General features: G+C 37.2%; 19 protein-coding genes, 3 tRNA genes and 3 rRNA genes. 11 read left to right on the forward strand and 14 right to left on the reverse strand.

The features are described from left to right. Positions 1-35: 35 nt before the first annotated feature. The 6 genes from TX50_RS01610 to psbB form a co-directional block, all read right to left on the reverse strand. On the reverse strand, positions 36-1,265 hold the full coding sequence (locus tag TX50_RS01610) for an FGGY-family carbohydrate kinase (RefSeq protein WP_011131947.1): 1,230 nt from the start codon (positions 1,263-1,265) through the stop codon (positions 36-38). A 6-nt stretch (positions 1,266-1,271) separates the two neighbouring features. Then, positions 1,272-2,513, reverse strand: coding sequence for a methionine adenosyltransferase (gene metK, locus TX50_RS01615; protein ID WP_011131948.1), 1,242 nt, complete (start codon positions 2,511-2,513; stop codon positions 1,272-1,274). A gap of 134 nt (positions 2,514-2,647) precedes the next feature. After that, on the reverse strand, positions 2,648-3,739 hold the full coding sequence (locus TX50_RS01620; RefSeq protein WP_011131949.1) for a 30S ribosomal protein S1: 1,092 nt from the start codon (positions 3,737-3,739) through the stop codon (positions 2,648-2,650). A gap of 107 nt (positions 3,740-3,846) precedes the next feature. Continuing rightward, complete coding sequence (gene nrdR, locus TX50_RS01625; protein WP_011131950.1) at positions 3,847-4,326, reverse strand: transcriptional regulator NrdR; 480 nt, start codon at positions 4,324-4,326, stop codon at positions 3,847-3,849. 103 nt (positions 4,327-4,429) lie between these two features. Further along, positions 4,430-4,528, reverse strand: a complete 99-nt coding sequence (locus TX50_RS01630; protein ID WP_011131951.1) for a photosystem II reaction center protein T — start codon at positions 4,526-4,528, stop codon at positions 4,430-4,432. A 24-nt stretch (positions 4,529-4,552) separates the two neighbouring features. Continuing rightward, on the reverse strand, positions 4,553-6,076 hold the full coding sequence (psbB, locus tag TX50_RS01635) for a photosystem II chlorophyll-binding protein CP47 (RefSeq protein WP_011131952.1): 1,524 nt from the start codon (positions 6,074-6,076) through the stop codon (positions 4,553-4,555). Between the two features lie 224 nt (positions 6,077-6,300). On the opposite strand from psbB, the gene TX50_RS01640 reads away from it, so the two are divergent. The 4 genes from TX50_RS01640 (at position 6,301) to TX50_RS01655 (ending at position 8,408) form a co-directional block, all read left to right on the forward strand. Further along, the gene (locus TX50_RS01640) at positions 6,301-6,663 is read left to right on the forward strand and encodes a 2Fe-2S iron-sulfur cluster-binding protein (protein ID WP_011131953.1); all 363 of its coding nucleotides are present in this window, start codon (positions 6,301-6,303) and stop codon (positions 6,661-6,663) included. 105 nt (positions 6,664-6,768) lie between these two features. Continuing rightward, positions 6,769-6,921: a photosystem II reaction center protein PsbM gene (psbM, locus tag TX50_RS01645; protein WP_011131954.1), complete on the forward strand. Its 153-nt coding sequence runs from the start codon at positions 6,769-6,771 to the stop codon at positions 6,919-6,921. Positions 6,922-6,933: 12 nt separating this feature from the next. Beyond that, entirely contained in the window at positions 6,934-7,803 is an 870-nt protein-coding gene (gene prmC / locus TX50_RS01650) for a peptide chain release factor N(5)-glutamine methyltransferase (protein ID WP_011131955.1), read from the forward strand. Between the two features lie 20 nt (positions 7,804-7,823). Further along, a complete protein-coding gene (locus TX50_RS01655; RefSeq protein ID WP_011131956.1) occupies positions 7,824-8,408 on the forward strand; it encodes an L-threonylcarbamoyladenylate synthase in 585 nt (194 codons plus the stop codon). Positions 8,409-8,584: 176 nt separating this feature from the next. Here the strand turns inward: TX50_RS01655 and TX50_RS01660 are convergent. The 6 genes from TX50_RS01660 to ctpZ form a co-directional block, all read right to left on the reverse strand. Next, positions 8,585-8,656, reverse strand: a tRNA-Thr gene (locus TX50_RS01660). Between the two features lie 65 nt (positions 8,657-8,721). Further along, complete coding sequence (gene minE, locus TX50_RS01665) at positions 8,722-9,042, reverse strand: cell division topological specificity factor MinE (protein ID WP_011131957.1); 321 nt, start codon at positions 9,040-9,042, stop codon at positions 8,722-8,724. A 2-nt stretch (positions 9,043-9,044) separates the two neighbouring features. Then, positions 9,045-9,860 carry a septum site-determining protein MinD gene (gene minD, locus TX50_RS01670; RefSeq protein WP_011131958.1) on the reverse strand — a complete coding sequence of 272 codons (816 nt, stop codon included), beginning with the start codon at positions 9,858-9,860 and terminating at the stop codon, positions 9,045-9,047. Positions 9,861-9,977: 117 nt separating this feature from the next. Beyond that, positions 9,978-10,640: a septum site-determining protein MinC gene (locus tag TX50_RS01675; RefSeq protein WP_011131959.1), complete on the reverse strand. Its 663-nt coding sequence runs from the start codon at positions 10,638-10,640 to the stop codon at positions 9,978-9,980. After that, the gene (locus TX50_RS01680) at positions 10,641-11,900 is read right to left on the reverse strand and encodes an HD domain-containing protein (RefSeq protein WP_011131960.1); all 1,260 of its coding nucleotides are present in this window, start codon (positions 11,898-11,900) and stop codon (positions 10,641-10,643) included. A gap of 34 nt (positions 11,901-11,934) precedes the next feature. Then, positions 11,935-13,224, reverse strand: a complete 1,290-nt coding sequence (gene ctpZ, locus TX50_RS01685) for a carboxyl-terminal processing protease CtpZ (protein ID WP_011131961.1) — start codon at positions 13,222-13,224, stop codon at positions 11,935-11,937. Positions 13,225-13,294: 70 nt separating this feature from the next. On the opposite strand from ctpZ, the gene petB reads away from it, so the two are divergent. Both petB and petD read left to right on the forward strand, forming a co-directional pair. Then, positions 13,295-13,951, forward strand: coding sequence for a cytochrome b6 (gene petB / locus TX50_RS01690; RefSeq protein WP_011131962.1), 657 nt, complete (start codon positions 13,295-13,297; stop codon positions 13,949-13,951). Positions 13,952-13,993: 42 nt separating this feature from the next. After that, positions 13,994-14,476 (forward strand): cytochrome b6-f complex subunit IV, encoded by a 483-nt coding sequence (petD, locus tag TX50_RS01695; protein ID WP_011131963.1) that lies wholly within the window; start codon positions 13,994-13,996, stop codon positions 14,474-14,476. 6 nt (positions 14,477-14,482) lie between these two features. Here the strand turns inward: petD and TX50_RS01700 are convergent, their stop codons facing one another. Continuing rightward, entirely contained in the window at positions 14,483-15,919 is a 1,437-nt protein-coding gene (locus TX50_RS01700) for a glycoside hydrolase 100 family protein (protein WP_011131964.1), read from the reverse strand. Positions 15,920-16,529: 610 nt separating this feature from the next. Here TX50_RS01700 and TX50_RS01705 point away from each other — a divergent pair. The 5 genes from TX50_RS01705 (at position 16,530) to rrf (ending at position 21,619) form a co-directional block, all read left to right on the forward strand. Continuing rightward, positions 16,530-18,014: ribosomal RNA gene (locus tag TX50_RS01705) — 16S ribosomal RNA — on the forward strand. A gap of 123 nt (positions 18,015-18,137) precedes the next feature. Beyond that, positions 18,138-18,211 (forward strand) — tRNA-Ile (locus TX50_RS01710). A 12-nt stretch (positions 18,212-18,223) separates the two neighbouring features. After that, positions 18,224-18,296: transfer RNA gene (locus tag TX50_RS01715), tRNA-Ala, on the forward strand. Between the two features lie 266 nt (positions 18,297-18,562). Next, positions 18,563-21,438: ribosomal RNA gene (locus TX50_RS01720) — 23S ribosomal RNA — on the forward strand. A gap of 64 nt (positions 21,439-21,502) precedes the next feature. After that, positions 21,503-21,619: ribosomal RNA gene (gene rrf, locus TX50_RS01725) — 5S ribosomal RNA — on the forward strand. The 16S, 23S and 5S rRNA genes sit together here with 2 tRNA genes alongside, the layout of an rRNA operon. Before the next feature lie 44 nt (positions 21,620-21,663). Here the strand turns inward: rrf and TX50_RS01730 are convergent. Beyond that, a complete protein-coding gene (locus TX50_RS01730) occupies positions 21,664-22,542 on the reverse strand; it encodes a DNA-formamidopyrimidine glycosylase (RefSeq protein WP_011131965.1) in 879 nt (292 codons plus the stop codon). Position 22,543 lies beyond the last annotated feature (1 nt).

Raw genomic sequence — 22,543 nt, forward strand, 5'->3', positions numbered from 1 at the left:
TATATCTTGATTAAAGATTTAATGATTGAAAAGTATTATTTTGCATTAATTGCTAATAAAGCAGTCCCAAATGAAGTCGTTTTTTTACATGAAATTATTGGGATATTAATAATCCGTTCTCTTATTGCTCTCCATTGAGGATTTTTTGAGCCCCCACCAGTAGTAACAATTCTTTTTGGAAGTGAACCTGTCAGCTCATATAGTTTTTCCCAACCTTTTAATTCAATTCTTGCTAACCCCTCGAACAATGCATGTAAAAAAAGTGAGTCGCTTACTGGCCTAGGGCTAAGAATTGGCTCCAAAAAAGGATTATTAACAGGAAATCTCTCACCCCTACTATTAAGTGGCAAAAGATTTAGGGAAGTGTTTTTTGAGGGATTTATTTGTCTGCTAAGTTCTTTTATTTCTAAATCAGAAAAAAATTGAGATAAAATTCCACAGCCAGCGTTTGATGCCCCTCCACATATCCATTTATTACTTACTCGATGGGTTGTAATTCCCTTTTCTTTGATCGGGGTCTTATTAATTTTTTTAACTACGATTGTGGTTCCTAAAACTGTTAGACCTTCTTCATCTCCCAATCCTGCAGCTAAAAAAGCTGCATTGGAATCAGTTGTACCCGAGACTAATAATATTTTCTTATTTAATTTGAATCTTTCCGCTAAGTCAGTATCGATTTGACCCAAGATTTTTCCACTTTTAATTATTAAAGGTAAGCATTTTTGCCATGAAGTTTTGAGATAGCTTTTTGGCCAAGATTCTTTTATTAGACTCCAACCAAGTTTAATATTATTGCCTTCTTCTCCATAGGTCCAATCTTTCAAAAACCAGCCTGTTATCAAGTCAGATTGATGTCTTAAAATAATATTTTCCCCAAATTTATCTATTAGTTTTAATGCTTTAGCCAAACTACTGTATGGGGTTTGTAAATGATCTTCTCCAACCGTTATGGATTCAATAAGTATTTTGTTTTCATTGCATGCTTGGTCGTAAGGTATAGCTTCCCCTATCGGATCCCCTCTTAAAGTACAAGCCGTTAAAGTTCCAGAAGTACCGGAGATTGCTAAATTAACAATATTTTTTTTAATATCTAGAGGTAAATTATCTAGAAGTTTTTCACAAGAATTAATCCAAGAGTTGGGATTTTTAAAGCCATATTGATATGAAACTGAATTCGTATATTTTAATTCCTTTTTAAAATTAATTATGGATATTCTTGCGCCACTAGTCCCAAAATCTAAGCCTCCAAAAAAATCATCTGGCATAAATAATTATAAAAGTATTTTTGAGGCCTCTACTAATTGGGCTGATTTTTCTTCAACACGTTCCCAAGGAAGATTTAGATCATTTCTACCAAAGTGTCCATAAGATGCAGTTTTTCTGAAAAATTCCCCACCCATTTTTTTGGGAAGATTTCTTAGATCAAACTCTTTTATTATTGCTGCAGGCCTTAAATCAAAGTTGTTTTTAATTAGTTCTTTCAAATTATCTTGAGAAATAATACCAGTACCAAATGTTTCAACAAGAATTGAAATTGGTTTGGCAACTCCAATGGCATAACTTAATTGTACTTCTGCTTTTTTTGCTAATTTTGCTTTCACGATACTTTTAGCGACATAACGTGCAGCATATGCAGCTGACCTATCAACTTTAGTAGGATCTTTACCAGAGAATGCCCCCCCTCCATGCCTTGCATATCCTCCATAAGTATCTACAATAATTTTTCTACCAGTAAGTCCCGCATCTCCTTGAGGTCCCCCTACTACAAATTTACCTGTGGGGTTTACCAGGAATCTGGTCTTTTGATTTGATGGTTTGATTTCTAAATCTTCTGTTGCTGGCAATACAACATTGATCCATAAATCTTCTTTTATCTTTTGACGAATTTCTTCTTCATTTGTAATTCCATCAATCTCAGCAGTATGTTGAGTTGAAATTAAAATGGTGTTTATTGAAACTGGGACACCTTTTTTATAATCAATACTTACTTGAGTTTTTCCATCAGGTAGAAGATAATCAAGAACTTTCTCATGTCTTACTTTTGCAAGTTGTATTGCTAATCTGTGTGCCAAGCTTATTGGTAATGGCATTAATTCAGGTGTTTCATCACATGCATAGCCAAACATTATCCCCTGATCACCAGCCCCAGTATTATTTTCCAAGTCCTCATTAATATCATCTGCTTCATTTACTCCTTGGGAAATATCAGGTGATTGCTCGTCAAGAGCTACTAAAACGGCGCAGCTATTTGAGTCAAAACCTCCAGCTTTTGAACCTTCATATCCAATTTCTTTAATTACTTTTCTGACAAGTTTTATATAATCTAGCTTTGCTCTAGAAGTTATTTCACCTGTAAGTAAGCAAAGACCTGTATTGACTACTGTTTCGCAAGCAACTCTACTTTCTGGGTCTTCACTCAATAAAGCATCTAAAACAGCGTCACTGATTTGATCACATATCTTGTCTGGATGACCCTCCGTAACAGATTCAGAAGTAAAAATAAAATCACTCATTTATTAATAATTTAGGAATAAACTAATCCTAAATTAAATCGTAAATATTAATCAATAGTTATTAACTTGAAATTACAATAATTTTTCTAATCTAAAATTTGTTTATTAGTTTTTAATAAATTAAAAATAAGAGTTTATACGCTTTCTGCAATCTCTACTGTCTGCTCTTCATTCTCATCAGTTTGCTCAAGTAACATTTGCTTATACTTTGCAGCCATTTCTTCAGCTTTATTAAAAACTTTTTGTGGGTCAGTTAGCATATCGCCTGGTTCTGGTTCTAGAGCTTTGGTTGATAAAGAGATTCTACCTCTCTCGGAATCTAAGTCTATTATCATTACTTTCATCTGATCATTAACATTTAAAACATTATGAGGTGTTTCAATATGTTCATGACTAATTTCAGAAATATGTAGAAGACCACTCACACCACCTATATCAATAAAAGCTCCATAAGGTTTTATTCCCTTTACAGAACCTATAACAACTTCTCCGACTTCAAGTCTATTCATTTTTTTCTCAACTAAAGCTCTTCTATGACTTAAAACTAATCTATTTCTTTCTTCATCCACCTCAAGAAATTTTAAAGGTAAATATTCTCCTTCCAAATCTTCTTTTATTTTTCTAGCACTAATATGAGATCCAGGGATAAAGCCTCTCAGTCCTTCAACTCTGACTAAAGCCCCTCCCCTGTTTGTGGCAAAAACCTCGGAATATATAGTTGCATCTTCTTTTTGTAATTGTCTTACTCTTTCCCATGCTCTTTGATATTCTATCCTTCTAATAGATAAAGCTAATTGCCCATCTTCATTCTCCTCACTCATTATAAAAAATTCTCTACTTTCTGAAGGTTGTAAAACATCACTTAGTCCTTCAACTCTATTTATAGAAACTTCTTGCATAGGCATAAAAGCTGCAGTTTTAGCTCCTATATCTATCATTGCTCCTTTAGGCTCTAAAGCAAAAACTGTACCTTTTACAAGATCTCCTGGTTTGAAATTATAATCATACTTTCCTAATAATGATGCAAACTCTTCTTGAGTAAATCCTGCTGTATCCAAATCATTATTTCGTCTGCTTGAAGAAGAATCTGCAGAGGGAATATCTTTATGGTCAAATGATAAATCTTCCTCTTTTGGAGTATCTGAAGTATTTTCTTCTATGGTTGAATTTTCAATTTCTTTTTCGTCTGAAATTTCTTTTACGATTTGGGAAGGATTTTCGATCATTTGTTAAAACGCAGACCACCTAAGATGGTTAGAAAGAAATGCTTTTAGCCTGCAAACTAAAGAGCAAATTATTTGTACGTTATATTCTACACTTTAGAAGGCTAAATTTATAAAATTGAAGCTAATTCATTTTTTGAACTACCTTTTAGGGACTCAAGAGTGGAGACAAAGTCTTTTACCCCATTAAATTTCCTATAGACTGATGCATATCTTATATATGCAACTTCGTTTTCTTTCCTTAAGCCTTTAAGAATTAATTCTCCAATTTGAGAAGATTTAATATCTTTATTTGAGTCTTGTACGATTTGCGATTCAATTGAGTCAACAAAATTAATAATCGATTCTCTCGAAAATGTTGTTTTTTCGCATGCTCTAGATATTCCAGTAACTAATTTATCTTTATTAAATAATTCTCTGCTCCCATCTTTTTTAATAACAGAAATTGGCATTGTTTCAACTCTTTCATATGTGGTAAATCTAAAGCTGCAATTTAAACACTCTCTTCTTCTTCTGACACTTTTCCCAGTATCAGCAGATCTTGACTCTAAAACTCTGCTATCTGTATTTTGACAGGTGGGACACTGCATATAGTGAATTAATACTATCTTCAACTCTAATAGTAGATTAATATCACGATTATGAAAAGTGGTAAAAAAAACCCCCCTATTTATAGGAGGGTTTTTTTTTACTTTATTTTCTGTCAAATTTAGGTGGATCTCTAAAAGCGACTGCAAAAAATAGAGTAACAACTGCGAGAGTTAAGATAAGAACGTAAGCAAAAGCTTCCATGAGAAAAAAATAATAAAGTTTAAATTAAACCCTTCCTGGGATTCGTCTAGTGGTTTCGTCTCCAAGTTTCTTAAAGAGACCAAATTCAACTTGATCACCTATCTCAGAGTCAATACCAGCAAAGGAGTCTTTGTAAAGTGTTCTCGAAGCATGCCACCAATGACCAAATAAGAATAATAAGCCGAAACATAAATGTGCATAAGTAAACCAAGCTCTAGGGGAACTTCGGAATACACCATCAGATTTATAAGTTTCTCTATCAAACTTGAATGCTTCGCCAAGTTGTGCTTTCCTAGCTAATCTTTTAACTACAGCAGGATCTGTGAATGTTTGACCATTAAGATCACCTCCATAAATAGTCGCTGTGATGCCAGTTTGTTCAAATGAATACTTTGCTTCAGCCCTTCTAAATGGGATGTCAGCTCTCACATTCCCTTCCTTGTCTTCCAAAATAACAGGGAAGTTTTCAAAGAAGTTTGGAATTCTTCTAACTTCTAAATCATTGCCCTCTTTATCAGTAAAGGCAATATGACCTTGCCAGCCTGTTGGTAAACCATCTCCATTTACAAGAGCACCAACCCTAAACAATCCTCCTTTAGCAGGGCTGTTCCCTACATAATCGTAGAATGCAAGCTTTTCTGGAATTGAAGCATATGCTTCTTCCTTAGTTGCTCCATTATCAATAGCTGTTTGAACTCTCCTGTTTATTTCAGTTTTGAAGTAACCTGAGTCCCATTGATATCTTGTTGGTCCAAACAATTCAATAGGAGTGGTGGCAGAGCCGTACCACATTGTTCCTGCGACAACAAAAGATACAAATAGAACAGCGGCAAGAGCACTAGCTAATACTCCTTCCAAACTTCCAAGCTTAAGGGCTCTATAAAGCCTTTCTCCAGGTCTATTTGTGATGTGAAATATTCCACCAATAATACCCAAAAGGCCAGCTGCAATATGATTTGCAACTATTCCACCAGGATTAAAGGGATTAAATCCATCTGCTCCCCAAGATGGTGCTACCTGTTCGACATGACCAGTTAAACCATATGGATCTGAAATCCAAATGCCGACATTCGCGCAATGAAAAGCTCCAAATCCAAAGCAAGTAATACCTGATAAGAGAAGATGAATCCCAAATATCCTTGGGAGATCAAGAGCAGGTTCTCCAGTTCTTTCATCTTCCCATAGATCTAAATCCCAATATGTCCAATGCCAGATTGAAGCAAGCATTAAAAGTCCACTAAAAACAATGTGAGCGGCTGCAACACCTTCGAAGCTCCAGAATCCTGGATCAACCCCTGTAGCACCAGTTATATCCCATCCGTTCCAACTACTTGTGATCCCTAATCTCGCCATGAATGGCATGACATACATTCCCTGTCTCCACATTGGATTGAGAACAGCGTCTGAAGGATCAAAAATGGCTAATTCATATAAAGCCATAGAACCGGCCCAGCCGGCTAATAATGCAGTATGCATGAGATGCACAGCAAGTAGTCGACCGGGGTCGTTGATAACTACTGTGTGAACTCTATACCAAGGCAATCCCATCGGTTAAATTCTTGTGACAATGCTGAATGAACAGCTAAACATCATGATAGTAAGGGTTTTTTGGGCGTTGAGAGAGTTTTGTAAATAAATTAATTTCCTTAGTAAAACTGGTCAGATTAACTTGTATCACTTTAGTTTGAGGGAATTTTTAGCAAAAATATGTTAATATTTTGGTCACAATTCTCAAAGTAAAGCGCCAAAATAGATAAAAATAACAAAAAAAAATGGCAATTATCAGATTCATCCGTGAAGGAATAGATATCGAATGCAAACCTGGAGAAAATTTGAGAGAGTTAGTAATCAGAGAGAAATTACAACTTTATGGATTAAAGGGCATACTTGGAAATTGCGGCGGTGTTGGGCAATGCAGTACTTGTTTTGTTTCTGTTGAAGGGGGAGCGAAAAACTCGCTAAGTCCTCTAACTTCTGTCGAGGAAGAAAAACTCAATAACAGACCTGATAACTGGAGACTTGCCTGTCAAACTCTCATCAATTCATCAGCGGTAATACTTACTAAGCCTCAATCTCCTCCATCAAATTTGAAAGATTTGAAAGAATCTGCTGAAAGCAAAAAATTACCTAGATAAATTGTTTAAGACTGTTAATGAGTTAGTCGACTTTTTGGTTTTTTTCACTTAAATCCTATTTGAATGTCTATAGTCTTATTATTATTATTAAATTTGTCTTTTTAAATGGAAACAACAAATTTTGGTTTCGTAGCAAGTCTTCTATTTGTAGGAATACCAACTATTTTCCTTATTGGATTATTTATTTCAACCCAAGATGGAGAAAAATCAAGCTTTTATTCAGATTCTAGCAAAGGGAAACTTGGCCCAAAACGCTAAATTAACCGTTTAATGTTTCTTATTTCTGCTGAAAAATTTTCATTGTGGAAAAAAAAACAATTATCAAAAGGAGGGGATAACCATTCTCTTAATCTTTTGCTTGAATCATTAGGTGGATTATCAAATATAGAATTAAATTTACTTAAAATAAATTTAGAAAAAAATTTAAATTTTAAAGTAAATTTAGATTTGATTGAGTCTTTTTGGGATAAACACCTTAATACCTCTATACCTATACAATATTTAAGTGGAATCTCTTTTTGGAGGAATCTAAAATTAGAAGTTTCAAATAGAGTTCTTATCCCGCGACCTGAGACAGAACTTATTATTGATATTATTTCGGGCATATTCAAAAATAAGGAAGAAAAAATAACCTTTGTAGATCTAGGAACTGGTTCGGGTGCGATTAGCATAGCTTTAGCACTTGAGAATCCAAACTGGAATGGAATTGCAACTGATATAGATAAAAATGCTATTAAAATTGCATCGAGGAATTTTGCAACTTATTCTAATCAATCAAATTTGAAATTTTATAATGGAAATTGGTGGGATCCTCTTAAAAATTTCAAAGGTGAAATTGATTTTGCGGTATCAAATCCTCCATATATTCCGCAAGATACTTATGAAGTCTTACCAATAGAGGTAAAGAATTTTGAACCTAAACTTGCTCTTTTGGGAGGGCAAGAAGGTCTAGATCATATCAATCAAATAGTTCAAAATGCGCCCCTATATTTAAAAAATAAAGGGTGGTTATTGATTGAGAATCATTTTGATCAAGGTGAGAAAGTTAAAAAATTATTTCTTGAAAATAGATTTACTTCTGTAAAAGTTTTAAAAGATTTTTCTGGGATTGGAAGATTTACAATAGGAAGATATAAATAAATTATTAGTTAATAAAATTAATGAATGTCATAGATCAAAAATTAGCTTTAGAAAAACTAAATAGTGGATCCCCTATAGTTTTTCAGACAGATACTTTACCTGCGATTGGATGCTTACCAAAGTTTTCAGAAATGATTTATAAGATAAAGAAAAGAGATATTAAAAAACCTTTAATTTTAATGGGAGCTGAAAATTTTGAATTTGATGATTTTGTTCATGAATCGGCATTAGGGGATTTCAAATATATTGCTTCTTGTTATTGGCCAGGACCCTTAACAATCATTATTCCGTGCTCTGAAAAAAGAAGATCATTTTCATCCACCAGTAATTTTACATTAGGTTTGCGAATACCAAATTCAAAAATGGCTAAATTACTCTTAAAGGAAAGTGGACCACTACTAACATCAAGTGCAAATCTATCAGGCTTGCCTACTGCTACAAGCGCAAAAGAAATTTCAGTTAATTTGCCTAATGTAAATATTTTAGGACCAATTCCCTGGGAAAAATGTAGTGGTAAGGCGAGTACAATAATTACTTGGGTGAATCATGGTAAATGGAAAATAATAAGAGAAGGAGAAGTTTCAATCCCAGGTATAAAATTATGATTCTTCTTATGTTTTTTATTTCTCTAATACAAATTTTTTCTTACTGGATTTTTGAACCTTTAACATTTTTTTTAACTGATTTATTTCAGATAAAGTTTTTACCAATTTTTCTTTTATCCCTTTTTACTTTTCTATTTTGGACAAAAAAAGAGGAATCAAATATAGAACTTTGAAAATGCCGGCTAACAGATTTGAACTGATGACCTTCGCTTTACAAAAGCGCTGCTCTACCGCTGAGCTAAGCCGGCATAAATTTCATTTTACATACAACTAGGTGGTATTTGATAATTTATTAATTTTGATTTTAAAACGTTTATTTCTTTTTCTGTGTGTCTTCATTTTTTTTAAATTCAATTTCTCCAGTAAGGGTTCTTTTTATAGGAAGATTCGCAACTAATGCTGTCATTCTATCTTCGGTTTCTAGACTTACAGCTACTTCCTCAAAATCAATCTCAACATATTTAGCAACCACATCAAGTATTTCTTTTCTCATTTTATCCAAAAGATCAGTTGTCAATGAACTCATGTCAACTCTGTCATGAGCTAATACTAATTGCAATCTTTCTCTAGCAGTATTGGCACTAGCCGTTTCTCTGCCTAGTAATTTGTTTATTAGGTCTCTGAGAGTCATCATTTTTAAAAAATCTTTGTTTGCATTAATCTCATGAATTTATCTTTAAGGCTTTTCCCTTCATTCTTTGGATCGATAATTGGAATATCTTTTCCTGTAAGCCTTTGAGATACATTTAAATAGCATTTTTTAGCAGGAGATTTACTATCAGAAAGAGTAAGGGGTTCCCCTCTGTTTGTACTTATTATTACTTGTTCATCCTCTAAAACAATACCCAGCAATGGTAATGAAAGGATACTTTGAACATCTTCTATCGAAAGCATTTCTTGATTAGCCATCATATTAGGGCGAACTCTATTAATTACTAACTGTATTGGCTTTATATCAGAAGTATTTAAAATTCCTATAACTCTATCTGCATCACGAACTGCAGATAATTCAGGATTTGTAACCACTATGGCTTCTTTGCATGCTGAAAGAGCATTTTTAAAACCATCTTCAACTCCTGCAGGACAATCTACTAAAACGTAATCAAACTTTTCACTAAGTAATTTACTGATTTGTTTCATATCTTCAGGTTTCATCCAGTCAAGCATCCTAGGATCACCAGCTGGTAATAGAGCTAAATTCGGCTCCTTTTTGTGTTTAACTAATGCTTGATCAAGACGACAATTCTTGTCTAAAACATCTTGAGCTGTATAAATAATACGATTCTCCAAACCTAAAAGAAGATCTAAATTCCTCAATCCAAAATCAGCATCTAACACGGCTGTTGTAGCTCCACTATTTGCTAGGGCAATACCAAGGTTTGCCGTTAGGGTGGTTTTACCAACCCCACCTTTACCGGAACAGATCAAAATAGTGCGAGTATTTTTCGACACAGAAAATGAATAATTTCATAAATAATAAGCTAGTTTTAAAAAATTGAAATTTTGTAAAAGTTAAGTAATTCTTAAATTTATTACTTATAAATAAATTTATTTCAAAATATTTATTTACTACAAGTTTTGATTTAAAAAATAAGGTTTGATAATTATTTTATTGTCTTCCAAAATTGCAATTTCGGGATGTTGACCCTTAGGCTTCTCTTTTGGGCCTATAGCTACAATTTCGCAGATTCTTAGTTGTAGAGGGTTTAGATAAAGCGAGGCAACAGAAGCATTTTTATTTCCATTTTTTCCGGCGAAAGCAATACCAAATAATTTTCCCCATACATAAACGTTATTATTTGCGGAAATAATAGCTCCTGGATTTACGTCACCAATAATAAAAAGATCACCATTTGAAGATATTCGATCCCCTGATCTAACCGTGCCTTTGTGAAGTATGTCCTTTTTTAGATATGAAGGATCTAGTGGTAATTGATTTTCAAGGTCTTTGATTTTTAAAAACGTTGAGTTGATTTTTAAAGACTTTCCACTTAAGACTGTTTCTCTATTATTTGAATAAATATTTGAAAGCTTAATAAAATGTTTTTCAAGGATAAGTTTTAATTTTGCTAATTCGTATGAATTAATTTTTTCATTTTCTGTAATTAGATTTGCTGCAGCTGGGGCTTCTTTAGTAATTAATTTGTCGAAAAAATTTTGATCAATCTCAAAATTTTTGAAAGAAAATGATTTTATAAATTCATTAGCAATACCTCTTAAAATTAATTTCATTTATACGTTAGCTCTTTCTATTGCAATCTGATCCTCTATCTCTTTTCTAAACTCTCCTGGATAAATAATTAGTGAAGTATCCTTTGAAGACATTAGTGTATTTATTAAATCTGATTGATTTTCCAATAGGTTCTGATATGTACCATCCCATATTTTTAGAGAATTATCAGACTTAAAACCTTTAAAAGATCTTTCTTTAATTCCGCAAAATATCTCTGAATCATAATTATTTAATTTACATTTTTTTCTGGCAAAAGCTAAGATTTCTAATCTTTTTAATTTTGTGAGAAAACTTATATCTGATGCTTTTAGTAATTTTCTATCAATAAACATCTTACAAAGAGTCTTTAAAGGTTCAAAAGATTCTTCTTTCCATTTCATTAAATGGAAATAAAATACAATATCATCATTCGCAAGGAAGTCCTTAACCTCAAGTTGGTTAGGAAAAAATATCCATCTGCGCATGCTTTCATCTATCCATAAGTCCTTTTTTACGGAATCTTTTTTGATAATTTGAATAATTTTTTCTAAAATCCAAGTAGAAATTTCATTGATTCTGTGGTTATAAATAGTTCTATACATCATGTTCCTTAGAACTAAAAAATGTTCTATAGCTATTACTCCTTTTGGTTTGATTGCGATATTCCCATCAGGAGAAAAAGTAAGAGCTGAAATAATTCTTTCTAAGTCTACTAATCCATATTTTGTTCCAGTGTTATAACTATCACGAAGCAAATAATCAAGTCGATCACAATCTATTTCACTACTAATTAATGTTTTTAAAGGTCTTGAGAATAGGTTTTTAGTTTTAAATAAGTCTCCAATTTGATTAGGTAATTCGGTTCCGAAATTCTTAAGAATTGAAGATATAGGTGAATAATTCTTAACTAAATTTTTAGACCATAACTCATGATCATGAGCAAATATAACCTCACTTGTATGACTTAAGGGACCATGGCCTAAATCATGCAAAAGAGCAGCACCAAAAAGTATGAATTTATTTTGGCTAAAATCAGGATTTATTTCTACTAGTTTTCTATAAATCTTTCTCGCGACGCAAAATACACCAATTGAGTGTGTGAATCTGCTTGATTCTGCTCCGTGAAAAAGAAGAGAGGCTGCACCTAATTGTTTTATCCTTCTCAATCTCTGAAATGCCAAAGTATCAATTAGCTGCATAATCATTAATTCTTCTGGTTTGTCTGAATCAATGATTATTTCTTTATGAATTGGATCATGAAAAATTCTTTTATTGTTCATAAAATAAAAAATTATCTATTAAAAAAATCTTTTTTTAATTTTCAATGTCTTTGTTTTCTAGTTCATTTACTTTATCTTCGACATCATTTTCATCAAATAAAGCGTTTAGGAATATCTCTGCATTTTTTACCCATTTATCCTCAGAATTGCCGTATTCCCTAGCCTCGGGTAGGCCTAAAATTTTATCAGGAGTTATACCCTTACCCTGAATATTATTACCCTGAGGTGTTAAATAACTGGCAACAGTAATAGCGATACCACTGTCTTCACCTAAACTTTTCAAAGACTGAATAAGTCCTTTCCCATAAGTTTGTTCACCCATTAAAGTTGATCTATTATTATCTTGCAGGGATCCTGCCAGGATTTCACTTGCGCTTGCAGTACCTTTGTTTACTAAAGTCACCATCGGACCCTCAAAAGAAGTATTTTTCTGAGAAATTATTGCATCCTTAATGCCATTTCTATCTTTTGTTTCTACAATTGGTTTTTCGCTTAGAAATGAGTCTGCAACTGCAATTCCAGAACTTACTAACCCGCCAGAGTTATTCCTTAAATCAAGTATTACCCCCTCAACTTCCTTATCTTTGAGTTCCTGCAGAGCCTCTTCAATTTTTTTTGGAACACTTTCACTAAACTGAGTTATTCTTAAATATCCAATTGTATGAGAGTCATCTCTCAATCTCTTTGTTCTTACTGGTCTAAGATCAACTGATCTTCTTTCTAAATCAATTTCTTTAGTCTCATCAGAGATAGATTTAATTTGAACAAGAACCTTTGTTCCAGATTCTCCTCTAAGTTTTGATGCAGTATTTGCCAAACCTAACTCGGAACAAGATATTCCATCAACCTTAACTATTTGATCTCCACTAATTATCCCTGCTTCTTCGGCTGGAGATCCCGCTAATGTCGAAATAACGTTGATTTCTTTAGTTATTTCATCTTCTCCTAATTGAAGTCCTACTCCATTTATTTCGCTTCCAAAATTGCTTGTTTTGAGAAGTTCATAATCTTTTGGCTTTAATATTCTTGTAAAAGGATCTTCAAGAGGTTTCAACATATCTTCAATTGCGGAATAAGCCTCTTCACTTGTTTCAATTTGTTTCTGTAATGTTTTTTGTCTAATCCTTTTCCACTGGAGTTCATCAAGCCTTTCTGGATCATAATATCCCTCATTTACTAACGTCCAAGCGTCAAGCACAAATTGCTTGCTATCACTAAGCGCATCGGCGCTTGGAATATAAAAAAAATTGGTAGAAAAAATACAGATCATTATGATTATGATCCATTTTTTGAATATTAAAAATTTGTTAAAAGATGAATTCATTGGGTTAAGTGTTAACACCAAGTAAGTGAATTTTAAGTAAGCTTTCCATATAAAAGCTATTTTTTTTTGGATGTCTGATTCCTCTTCTGTTTATGACTGGTTTCAAGAGAGACTTGAAATTCAAGACATAACTGACGACGTAACTTCCAAGTACGTACCCCCTCACGTAAATATATTTTACTGTTTAGGAGGCATAACTTTAGTATGCTTCTTAATTCAATTTGCAACAGGTTTTGCAATGACTTTTTATTATAAGCCGACTGTTACCCAAGCTTATAATTCTGTTAGCTACTTAATGACTGATGTAAGTTTTGGTTGGTTAATTAGATCTGTCCATAGATGGAGTGCTTCTATGATGGTATTAATGTTAATTCTTCATGTATTTAGGGTATATCTTACTGGAGGATTTAAAAGACCAAGAGAATTAACATGGGTAACGGGGGTTGTTATGGCAGTTATAACAGTTGCTTTCGGAGTTACAGGTTATTCACTTCCATGGGACCAGGTTGGATACTGGGCAGTTAAAATAGTTTCAGGTGTTCCTGCAGCAATACCTATCATTGGTGATTTTATGGTTGAACTTCTTCGAGGAGGAGAAAGTGTTGGTCAATCTACTTTGACTAGATTTTATAGCCTCCATACTTTTGTTCTACCTTGGTCTTTAGCAGTATTTATGTTGATGCATTTTCTAATGATTCGTAAACAAGGTATTTCAGGTCCGTTATAAACCCTTATAATTTAAAAAACTAAACATTCTGAATTATTTTATATGTCTACTTTAAAAAAACCTGATTTATCTGATCCTAAATTAAGAGCTAAGTTGGCTAAAGGTATGGGCCATAATTATTATGGGGAGCCTGCATGGCCTAATGATCTTTTATATATTTTCCCAGTTGTAATACTTGGAACTATTGCTTGCGTAGTTGGTCTTGCTGTTTTAGATCCTGCGATGTTGGGAGACAAAGCTAATCCATTTGCTACCCCTCTAGAAATTTTGCCTGAGTGGTATCTCTATCCTGTATTTCAAATTCTGAGAGTTGTTCCTAATAAGCTACTTGGAATCGCTCTTCAAACATTAATTCCTCTTGGGTTAATGATTCTGCCCTTTATTGAAAATGTAAATAAATTCTCTAATCCTTTTAGAAGACCAGTTGCGATGTCGGTCTTTCTTTTTGGAACTTTTTTAACTATTTATTTAGGAATTGGTGCTTGCTTACCTATAGATAAATCTCTTACTTTGGGATTATTTTAAAGGTCTTTAAAGATTAAACATGTCTAAGTCATTTTCTTCTCTTAGAAAGTGATGCATTAATAAAAATCCAACTATTGTCCAAGTCTGATAAGTTCTTGACTGCTGCCCAACCCATGTGCCAGTCGGTCCGTCAAAATATTCTGCCCACTCTTGTTTTGGTAATTGATTAAGTTGACACCAATAAGATTCTTCTATTAAAGATCTCATCTCTTCCATTAATATCACATCTTCAGTAGGAAATTTTTTTTGATGTAAAAGAACAGAAGCTCCAAAATACCAAAGTAAACTTGGCCAATGACCTCCGTTATGATAACTCCAAGGCCAGTTTTTAGGATCTGAACCTGTTTTATTCTGCCATTCCTCAACATCCATGTGAGGGTGACATATTCTCATAGGCATTTGTGCCATAAGATGTTGTCTATTGTGAAGCACTAGTCTAAAAAGTGCTCTTTGTTCTTCAGAAGGGAGAACTCCAAACATGCATGCTAAAGAATTCCCTAAGCTATAAAATCTAAAGTCAGGTCTCCCAGTCCTAATGTTTCCTATTAAATACCCACCTCTGTTCTCTAACCAGTCTTGTAGCCATGAAGGGACCACCTGAGGTTGAACATTAAATTCATTAAAATGTTGATCATCTCCGTATTGTTCTGTTGGCCTTCTTCTTAGAATTTGCATTGTTTGGCTTGTAACCCAGTAATGCTTTAAAAGAAAACTTCTTAAATCCTCAACCCATTGACTGGTTAGAATAAGTCGCTGGTCTAATAATCTACTAACGTGATCTTCGCGACTTAATTCCATTAGATTTATACAACTTTTTAAACATCCATGAAGTAATACCTCGACTTCCAAAGGTGCGCCCCAGACATCCATTGGTCGATCAATCATGAATGCACAGTCTGGAACGAAAAGGACAGGTGTCCCCTCAAATGTTGGATGTAAAACTAAATCTAGTAAAAGTTGAATCCCTCTCTGCACACTTTGGCTTTTACCAAATGAATGATCACCACTCTTGTTGACATAAAACCAGCATAATATTGGCCACCATAAACTTGCATCAGCAGAAGTAATTCTTCCTATAGATCTTTGTCCATAGTCGCCAATTAACTTTCCTTCCTCTTCGACAAAACTTGTAGGAAATACCCCCCTTGTTTGATAATTAGTGCTTTGCAGCTCAAGACATACCTTTAAGAACTTTTTTACAATATCGTACCTTTTTTGGGTAATGAGATAAATCATTACTGGAACATTATCTCTTAGAAAAATTTCACCATAATTTAGCTTGAGGTTTTTTGTAGGGTGTTCTAGTGCCGCAACACTGCCAACCAACTCCCCTGAAATTTCAACCAAGGTCTTCTCAAAGTGTTTTTTTGCATTTGTTACAATTTTGTCTTCATCTGAACTTGGACGAACTCTTAAATTTTTTTGACTAAATCTTTCTGCCATTTCAGTTGAATCCCTTTAATTAAGCCTAGTTCTTTAAGTGGACTTTGAACAAAATAAAAATTAATAAAAAAATTTTGTATAAAAGGTTGCAAAATTACAGTCGGATGGTTTAGTATTTCCTTCTGGGCAAAAATATTTTTTTTGTATTATTCAAACAATTATCTTAAATTTAATTTTTGGTAAATGAATGAATTTTTTAGAGATTTGATTTCGATCAATATCTTAAGCCAGTAGAAGGGTTTTCCTTCTAAATGGGTTATTCACTTGTTGTTTAACTCTGCACCTAGAAAATTTAAAACTTAGGAACTGATGCTTTTATTGCGTCGAGAATTTATTAAATTTAGGTTTGATATTTTTGAGATGTTTTTGCAATAAAGGTGTGAGGTCCCGTCAAGAATATATAAATTGTTTTCAATTGCTAACTTTTTAGTTTTTTGAAAACCAACGGATCTGAGATCTTGGAAAGTCACTTTGAAATATTTTTAATGTGCACTCAAAGTAATCCTTAATTATCTAAGGAGGCTGAACCTAAATAACTTAAGTCAATCTTATTTTTATTTGGAGAACGCAATTCATATTGAGTAGATTTTGTCTACAAAAGGATTTGAACACAACGGAGAGTTTGATCCTGGCTCAGGATGAACGCTGGCGGCGTGCTTAACACATGCAAGTCGAACGAACCTTCGGGTTAGTGGCGGACGGGTGAGTAACGCGTGAGAATCTGCCCTCAGGAGGGGGATAACGGTTGGAAACGACCGCTAATACCCCATATGCCGATAGGTGAAATGAATTTCGCCTGAGGATGAGCTCGCGTCTGATTAGCTTGTTGGTGAGGTAATGGCTCACCAAGGCTTCGATCAGTAGCTGGTCTGAGAGGATGATCAGCCACACTGGGACTGAGACACGGCCCAGACTCCTACGGGAGGCAGCAGTGGGGAATTTTCCGCAATGGGCGAAAGCCTGACGGAGCAACGCCGCGTGAGGGACGAAGGCCTCTGGGCTGTAAACCTCTTTTCTCAAGGAAGAAGATATGACGGTACTTGAGGAATAAGCCACGGCTAATTCCGTGCCAGCAGCCGCGGTAATACGGGAGTGGCAAGCGTTATCCGGAATTATTGGGCGTAAAGCGTCCGCAGGCGGCCTTTCAAGTCTGCTGTTAAAGCGTGGAGCTTAACTCCATTATGGCAGTGGAAACTGATCGGCTTGAGTATGGTAGGGGCAGAGGGAATTCCCGGTGTAGCGGTGAAATGCGTAGATATCGGGAAGAACACCAGTGGCGAAGGCGCTCTGCTGGGCCATTACTGACGCTCATGGACGAAAGCCAGGGGAGCGAAAGGGATTAGATACCCCTGTAGTCCTGGCCGTAAACGATGAACACTAGGTGTCGGGGGAATCGACCCCTTCGGTGTCGTAGCTAACGCGTTAAGTGTTCCGCCTGGGGAGTACGCACGCAAGTGTGAAACTCAAAGGAATTGACGGGGGCCCGCACAAGCGGTGGAGTATGTGGTTTAATTCGATGCAACGCGAAGAACCTTACCAGGGTTTGACATCCTGAGAACCTCTTAGAAATTAGAGGGTGCCTTCGGGAATTCAGTGACAGGTGGTGCATGGCTGTCGTCAGCTCGTGTCGTGAGATGTTGGGTTAAGTCCCGCAACGAGCGCAACCCACGTTTTTAGTTGCCAGCATTTAGTTGGGCACTCTAGAAAGACCGCCGGTGATAAACCGGAGGAAGGTGTGGATGACGTCAAGTCATCATGCCCCTTACACCCTGGGCTACACACGTACTACAATGCTACGGACAAAGGGCAGCAAACTCGCGAGAGCTAGCAAATCCCATAAACCGTGGCTCAGTTCAGATCGTAGGCTGCAACTCGCCTACGTGAAGTAGGAATCGCTAGTAATCGCAGGTCAGCATACTGCGGTGAATACGTTCCCGGGCCTTGTACACACCGCCCGTCACACCATGGAAGTTGGCCATGCCCGAAGTCGTTACTCCAACCCTTGTGGAGGAGGACGCCGAAGGTGGGGCTAATGACTGGGGTGAAGTCGTAACAAGGTAGCCGTACCGGAAGGTGCGGCTGGATCACCTCCTAACAGGGAGACAACAAAATGTAAATATTAATTTTGTCACCTTAGGTCGATCGGTATCTCAGATTCTTATTTTTTAAGAATTTCAGTTTCTAAGTTTTTTCTAGGTCACACCCATCACTTTTTCCTGGGCCATTAGCTCAGGTGGTTAGAGCGCACCCCTGATAAGGGTGAGGTCCCTGGTTCAAGTCCAGGATGGCCCATATCTCTATGTTGGGGGTATAGCTCAGTTGGTAGAGCGCCTGCTTTGCAAGCAGGATGTCAGCGGTTCGAGTCCGCTTACCTCCACTGAATACCACCTCTTACATATTTAAAGAGGGAAATTGTTTTGAGTCGTGTCCTAATTTGCTCTGAGCGAATCTAGCTTCCTATTTTATTCAATAAATAAGATGCTGGACTCATTGAATTTTTTTTCATTGTTTTCAGAGAACCTTGACAACTGCATAGATTATTTTTGAAGACAATAAGCATCTTTAATGATGCAGATTTATTATTTGTGCGAATGCATTAAATAGCAATTCTATTAAGCTGATGCTTCAATTATTGAAGTTATTGGTCAAGCTACAAAGGGCTCACGGAGGATACCTAGGCACACAGAGGCGATGAAGGACGTGGTTACCTGCGATAAGTCTCGGGGAGTTGGAAGCACACTTTGATCCGGGAATTTCCGAATGGGGCAACCCCTTGAACGACCAACTGAATATATAGGTTGGTGCGAGCTAACCCAGCGAACTGAAACATCTTAGTAGCTGGAGGAAGAGAAAGTAAATAACGACTCCCTCAGTAGCGGCGAGCGAACGGGGAATAGCCCAAACCGATAGTCTTGACTATCGGGGTTGTGGGACAGCAATATGGATCAACAATTCTAGAAGAAACGTTTGAATGGCGTGCCATAGAGGGTGAAAGCCCCGTAATTGAAAGATGAGTTGACCTAGCTGTATCCCGAGTAGCACGGAGCACGTGGAATTCCGTGTGAATCTGCGAGGACCACCTCGTAAGGCTAAGTACTACTGTGTGACCGATAGTGAAACAGTACCGCGAGGGAAAGGTGAAAAGAACCCCGGGAGGGGAGTGAAATAGAACATGAAACCGTGAGCTTACAAGCAATGGGAGCCCGACTAATCGGGTGACCGTGTGCCTGTTGAAGAATGAGCCGGCGACTTATAGGCACTGGCGGGTTAAACCGGAAATGGTGGAGCCACAGCGAAAGCGAGTCTTAATAGGGCGTTTGTCAGTGTTTATAGACCCGAACCCTGGTGATCTAACCATGGCCAGGATGAAGCTTGGGTGATACCAAGTGGAGGTCCGAACCGACTGAAGTTGAAAATTCAGCGGATGAGCTGTGGTTAGGGGTGAAATGCCAATCGAACCAGGAGCTAGCTGGTTCTCCCCGAAATACGTTGAGGCGTAGCGTCTAGTGCTCCAGCAGGGGGGTAAAGCAACCATTTCGGTGCGGGCTGCGAAAGCGGTACCAAATCGATATGAACTCTGAATACCCTGTGTGTAACTAGGCAGTCAGACTGTGGGGGATAAGCTCCATAGTCAAGAGGGAAACAGCCCAGACCGCCAGCTAAGGTCCCAAAATTAACGCTAAGTGATAAAGGAGGTGGGATTGCCCAGACAACCAGGAGGTTTGCCTAGAAGCAGCCATCCTCAAAGGAGTGCGTAATAGCTCACTGGTCGAGCGATCCTGCGCCGAAAATGAATGGGGCTAAGCGTTATACCGAAGCTGCGGATAAATTTATTTATGGTAGGGGAGCGTTCTATGTTGGGTGAAGCGTTAGCGTAAGCGGACGTGGACGGCATAGAAGTGAGAATGTCGGCTTGAGTAGCGAAAACATGGGTGAGAATCCCATGCCCCGAAACCCTAAGGGTTCCTCCGGCAGGCTCGTCCGCGGAGGGTTAGTCTGGACCTAAGGCGAGGCCGAAAGGCGTAGTCGATGGATAACAGGTCAATATTCCTGTACCAGTTATGTTTTGGGAAGGGGGACGGAGAAGGCTAGCCAGGCCAGATGTTGGTTACTGGTTCAAGCGTTCAAGGCTTTGAGAGATGGAGAAAACATCTCGAGCTGAGGCGTGAGTACGAGCTGCTACGGCAGCGAAGTTGGTGATGTCATGCTTCCAAGAAAAGCCCTATACCCGTTAAGACATAAATGCCAGTACCCGAAACCGACACAGGTGGGGTGGTAGAGAATACCGAGGGGCGCGAGATAACTCTCTCTAAGGAACTCGGCAAAATGGCCCCGTAACTTCGGGAGAAGGGGTGCCAGCGAGAGCTGGTCGCAGTGAAGAGGCGCAAGCGACTGTTTACCAAAAACACAGGTCTCCGCTAAGTCGCAAGACGATGTATGGGGGCTGACACCTGCCCAGTGCCGGAAGGTTAAGGAAGCTGGTTAGCTTTTAGCAAAGCTAGCGACTGAAGCCCCGGTGAACGGCGGCCGTAACTATAACGGTCCTAAGGTAGCGAAATTCCTTGTCGGGTAAGTTCCGACCCGCACGAAAGGTGTAACGATTTGCGCGCTGTCTCGGAGAGAGGCTCGGCGAAATAGAATTGTCTGTGAAGATGCGGACTACATACACCCGGACAGAAAGACCCTATGAAGCTTTACTGTAGTTTGATATTGTGCTCGGGCTCTAATTGCGCAGAATAGGTGGGAGACGTTGAAATAGTGCTTGTGGGCATTATTGAGTCATCGGTGAGATACCACTCTATTAGAGCTAGGGTTCTAACGCTTACCCGTTATCCGGGAAGCGGACAGTATCTGATGGGCAGTTTGACTGGGGCGGTCGCCTCCTAAAAGGTAACGGAGGCGCACAAAGGTTCCCTCAGGCTGGTTGGAAATCAGTCGTTGAGTGCAAAAGCAGAAGGGAGCTTGACTGTGAGACCTACAAGTCGAACAGGGACGAAAGTCGGTTTTAGTGATCCGACGGTTCTGCGTGGAAGGGCCGTCGCTCAACGGATAAAAGTTACTCTAGGGATAACAGGCTGATCTCCCCCAAGAGTTCACATCGACGGGGAGGTTTGGCACCTCGATGTCGGCTCATCGCAACCTGGGGCTGAAGTCGGTCCCAAGGGTTGGGCTGTTCGCCCATTAAAGCGGTACGCGAGCTGGGTTCAGAACGTCGTGAGACAGTTCGGTCCATATCCGGTGTATGCGCAGGAATATTGAGAGGATTTCTCCCTAGTACGAGAGGACCGGGAGGAACGCACCTCTGGTGTGCCAGTTATCGTGCCAACGGTAAACGCTGGGTAGCCATGTGCGGAGTGGATAACCGCTGAAAGCATCTAAGTGGGAAGCCCACCTCAAGATGAGTATTGCCATGGCTTAAGCCAGTAAGGTCACGGGAAGAACACCCGTTGATAGGCTCTACGTGGAAGCTTGGTAACAAGTGCAGCGGAGGAGTACTAATAGACCGAGGGCTTGACCAAATAAACTTAATTTATTTTCTTTAATTTATATAATTTTCTATGCAGTTCTCAAGGTTCACACTATCCTGGTGTTCATGGCGATGTGGAACCACTCCGATCCATCTCGAACTCGGTTGTGAAACGCATCAGCGGCGAAAATATTTAGGGGGTAGCCCCTTGAGAAAATAGCTCAATGCCAGGTAAAATATTTTTAAAGGGTTTACTTTGAAAAAAGTAAACCCTTTTTTACTTCTGACATTTACGACACCAATGCGTACTTCTTCCTGAGATTTTCTGTCTCTCAATTAAATTTTTGCATTGACGACATTTTTTACCAGTTCTTCGATAAACATTAGTTTGTAATCCAAAATTGCCATTTTCACCTTCTAAGTCTCTAAAGTCACTAAAGGTTGTTCCCCCTGCACCAATACTTTTTTTTAAAACGTCGACGACAGCTCTTCTAAGTCTTTTTATTTCATTTTTATTAATTGTTCTAGCCTCTCTAAAAGGTGATATACCTGCGGAGTATAGACTCTCGTCTGCATATATATTCCCTATCCCAGCAATAATTGTTTGATCTAATAAAATAGATTTTATAGATCTTGTTTTGTTTGAAATTACTTTTTTTAGATAATTGACATTAAAACTTTCAGAAAAGGGTTCAGGCCCCAATGTTCCTAATCCCTTAATAATATTATTAGGCGATAATCCATCTCTAACCCACCACATTTGACCAAAACTCCTTACATCAATATATCTAAGTTCATTATTATTGTTATCAAACAGCCTTATTCTGGTATGTTTACAAGGATTAGTAAGAGTATTATTAAAAGTGAAATAACCAGTCATCCTTAAATGAACGACTAGAACACCATTTTCTACAAATGATATTTCATTTGCATCATTATTATTACTAACAGTTTTCTTTAATTCCGCGATTAAATATTTTCCTCTTCTATTCCATTTATACAGGAGTGAATTTTGAAGACCCTCAATAAAGTCTATTTTATCAATGGGATAAGCAACAGTTGACTCTCTACAGATTTCAACTCTTTTGATAATAAAATTTTTGAGTTTTTGTTCTAAACCTCTTCTAACAGTTTCAACTTCAGGTAACTCAGGCAAA

Origin of the sequence: Prochlorococcus marinus subsp. pastoris str. CCMP1986, from assembly GCF_000011465.1 — a bacterium.
Taxonomy (GTDB): Bacteria; Cyanobacteriota; Cyanobacteriia; order PCC-6307; family Cyanobiaceae; genus Prochlorococcus_A; species Prochlorococcus_A pastoris.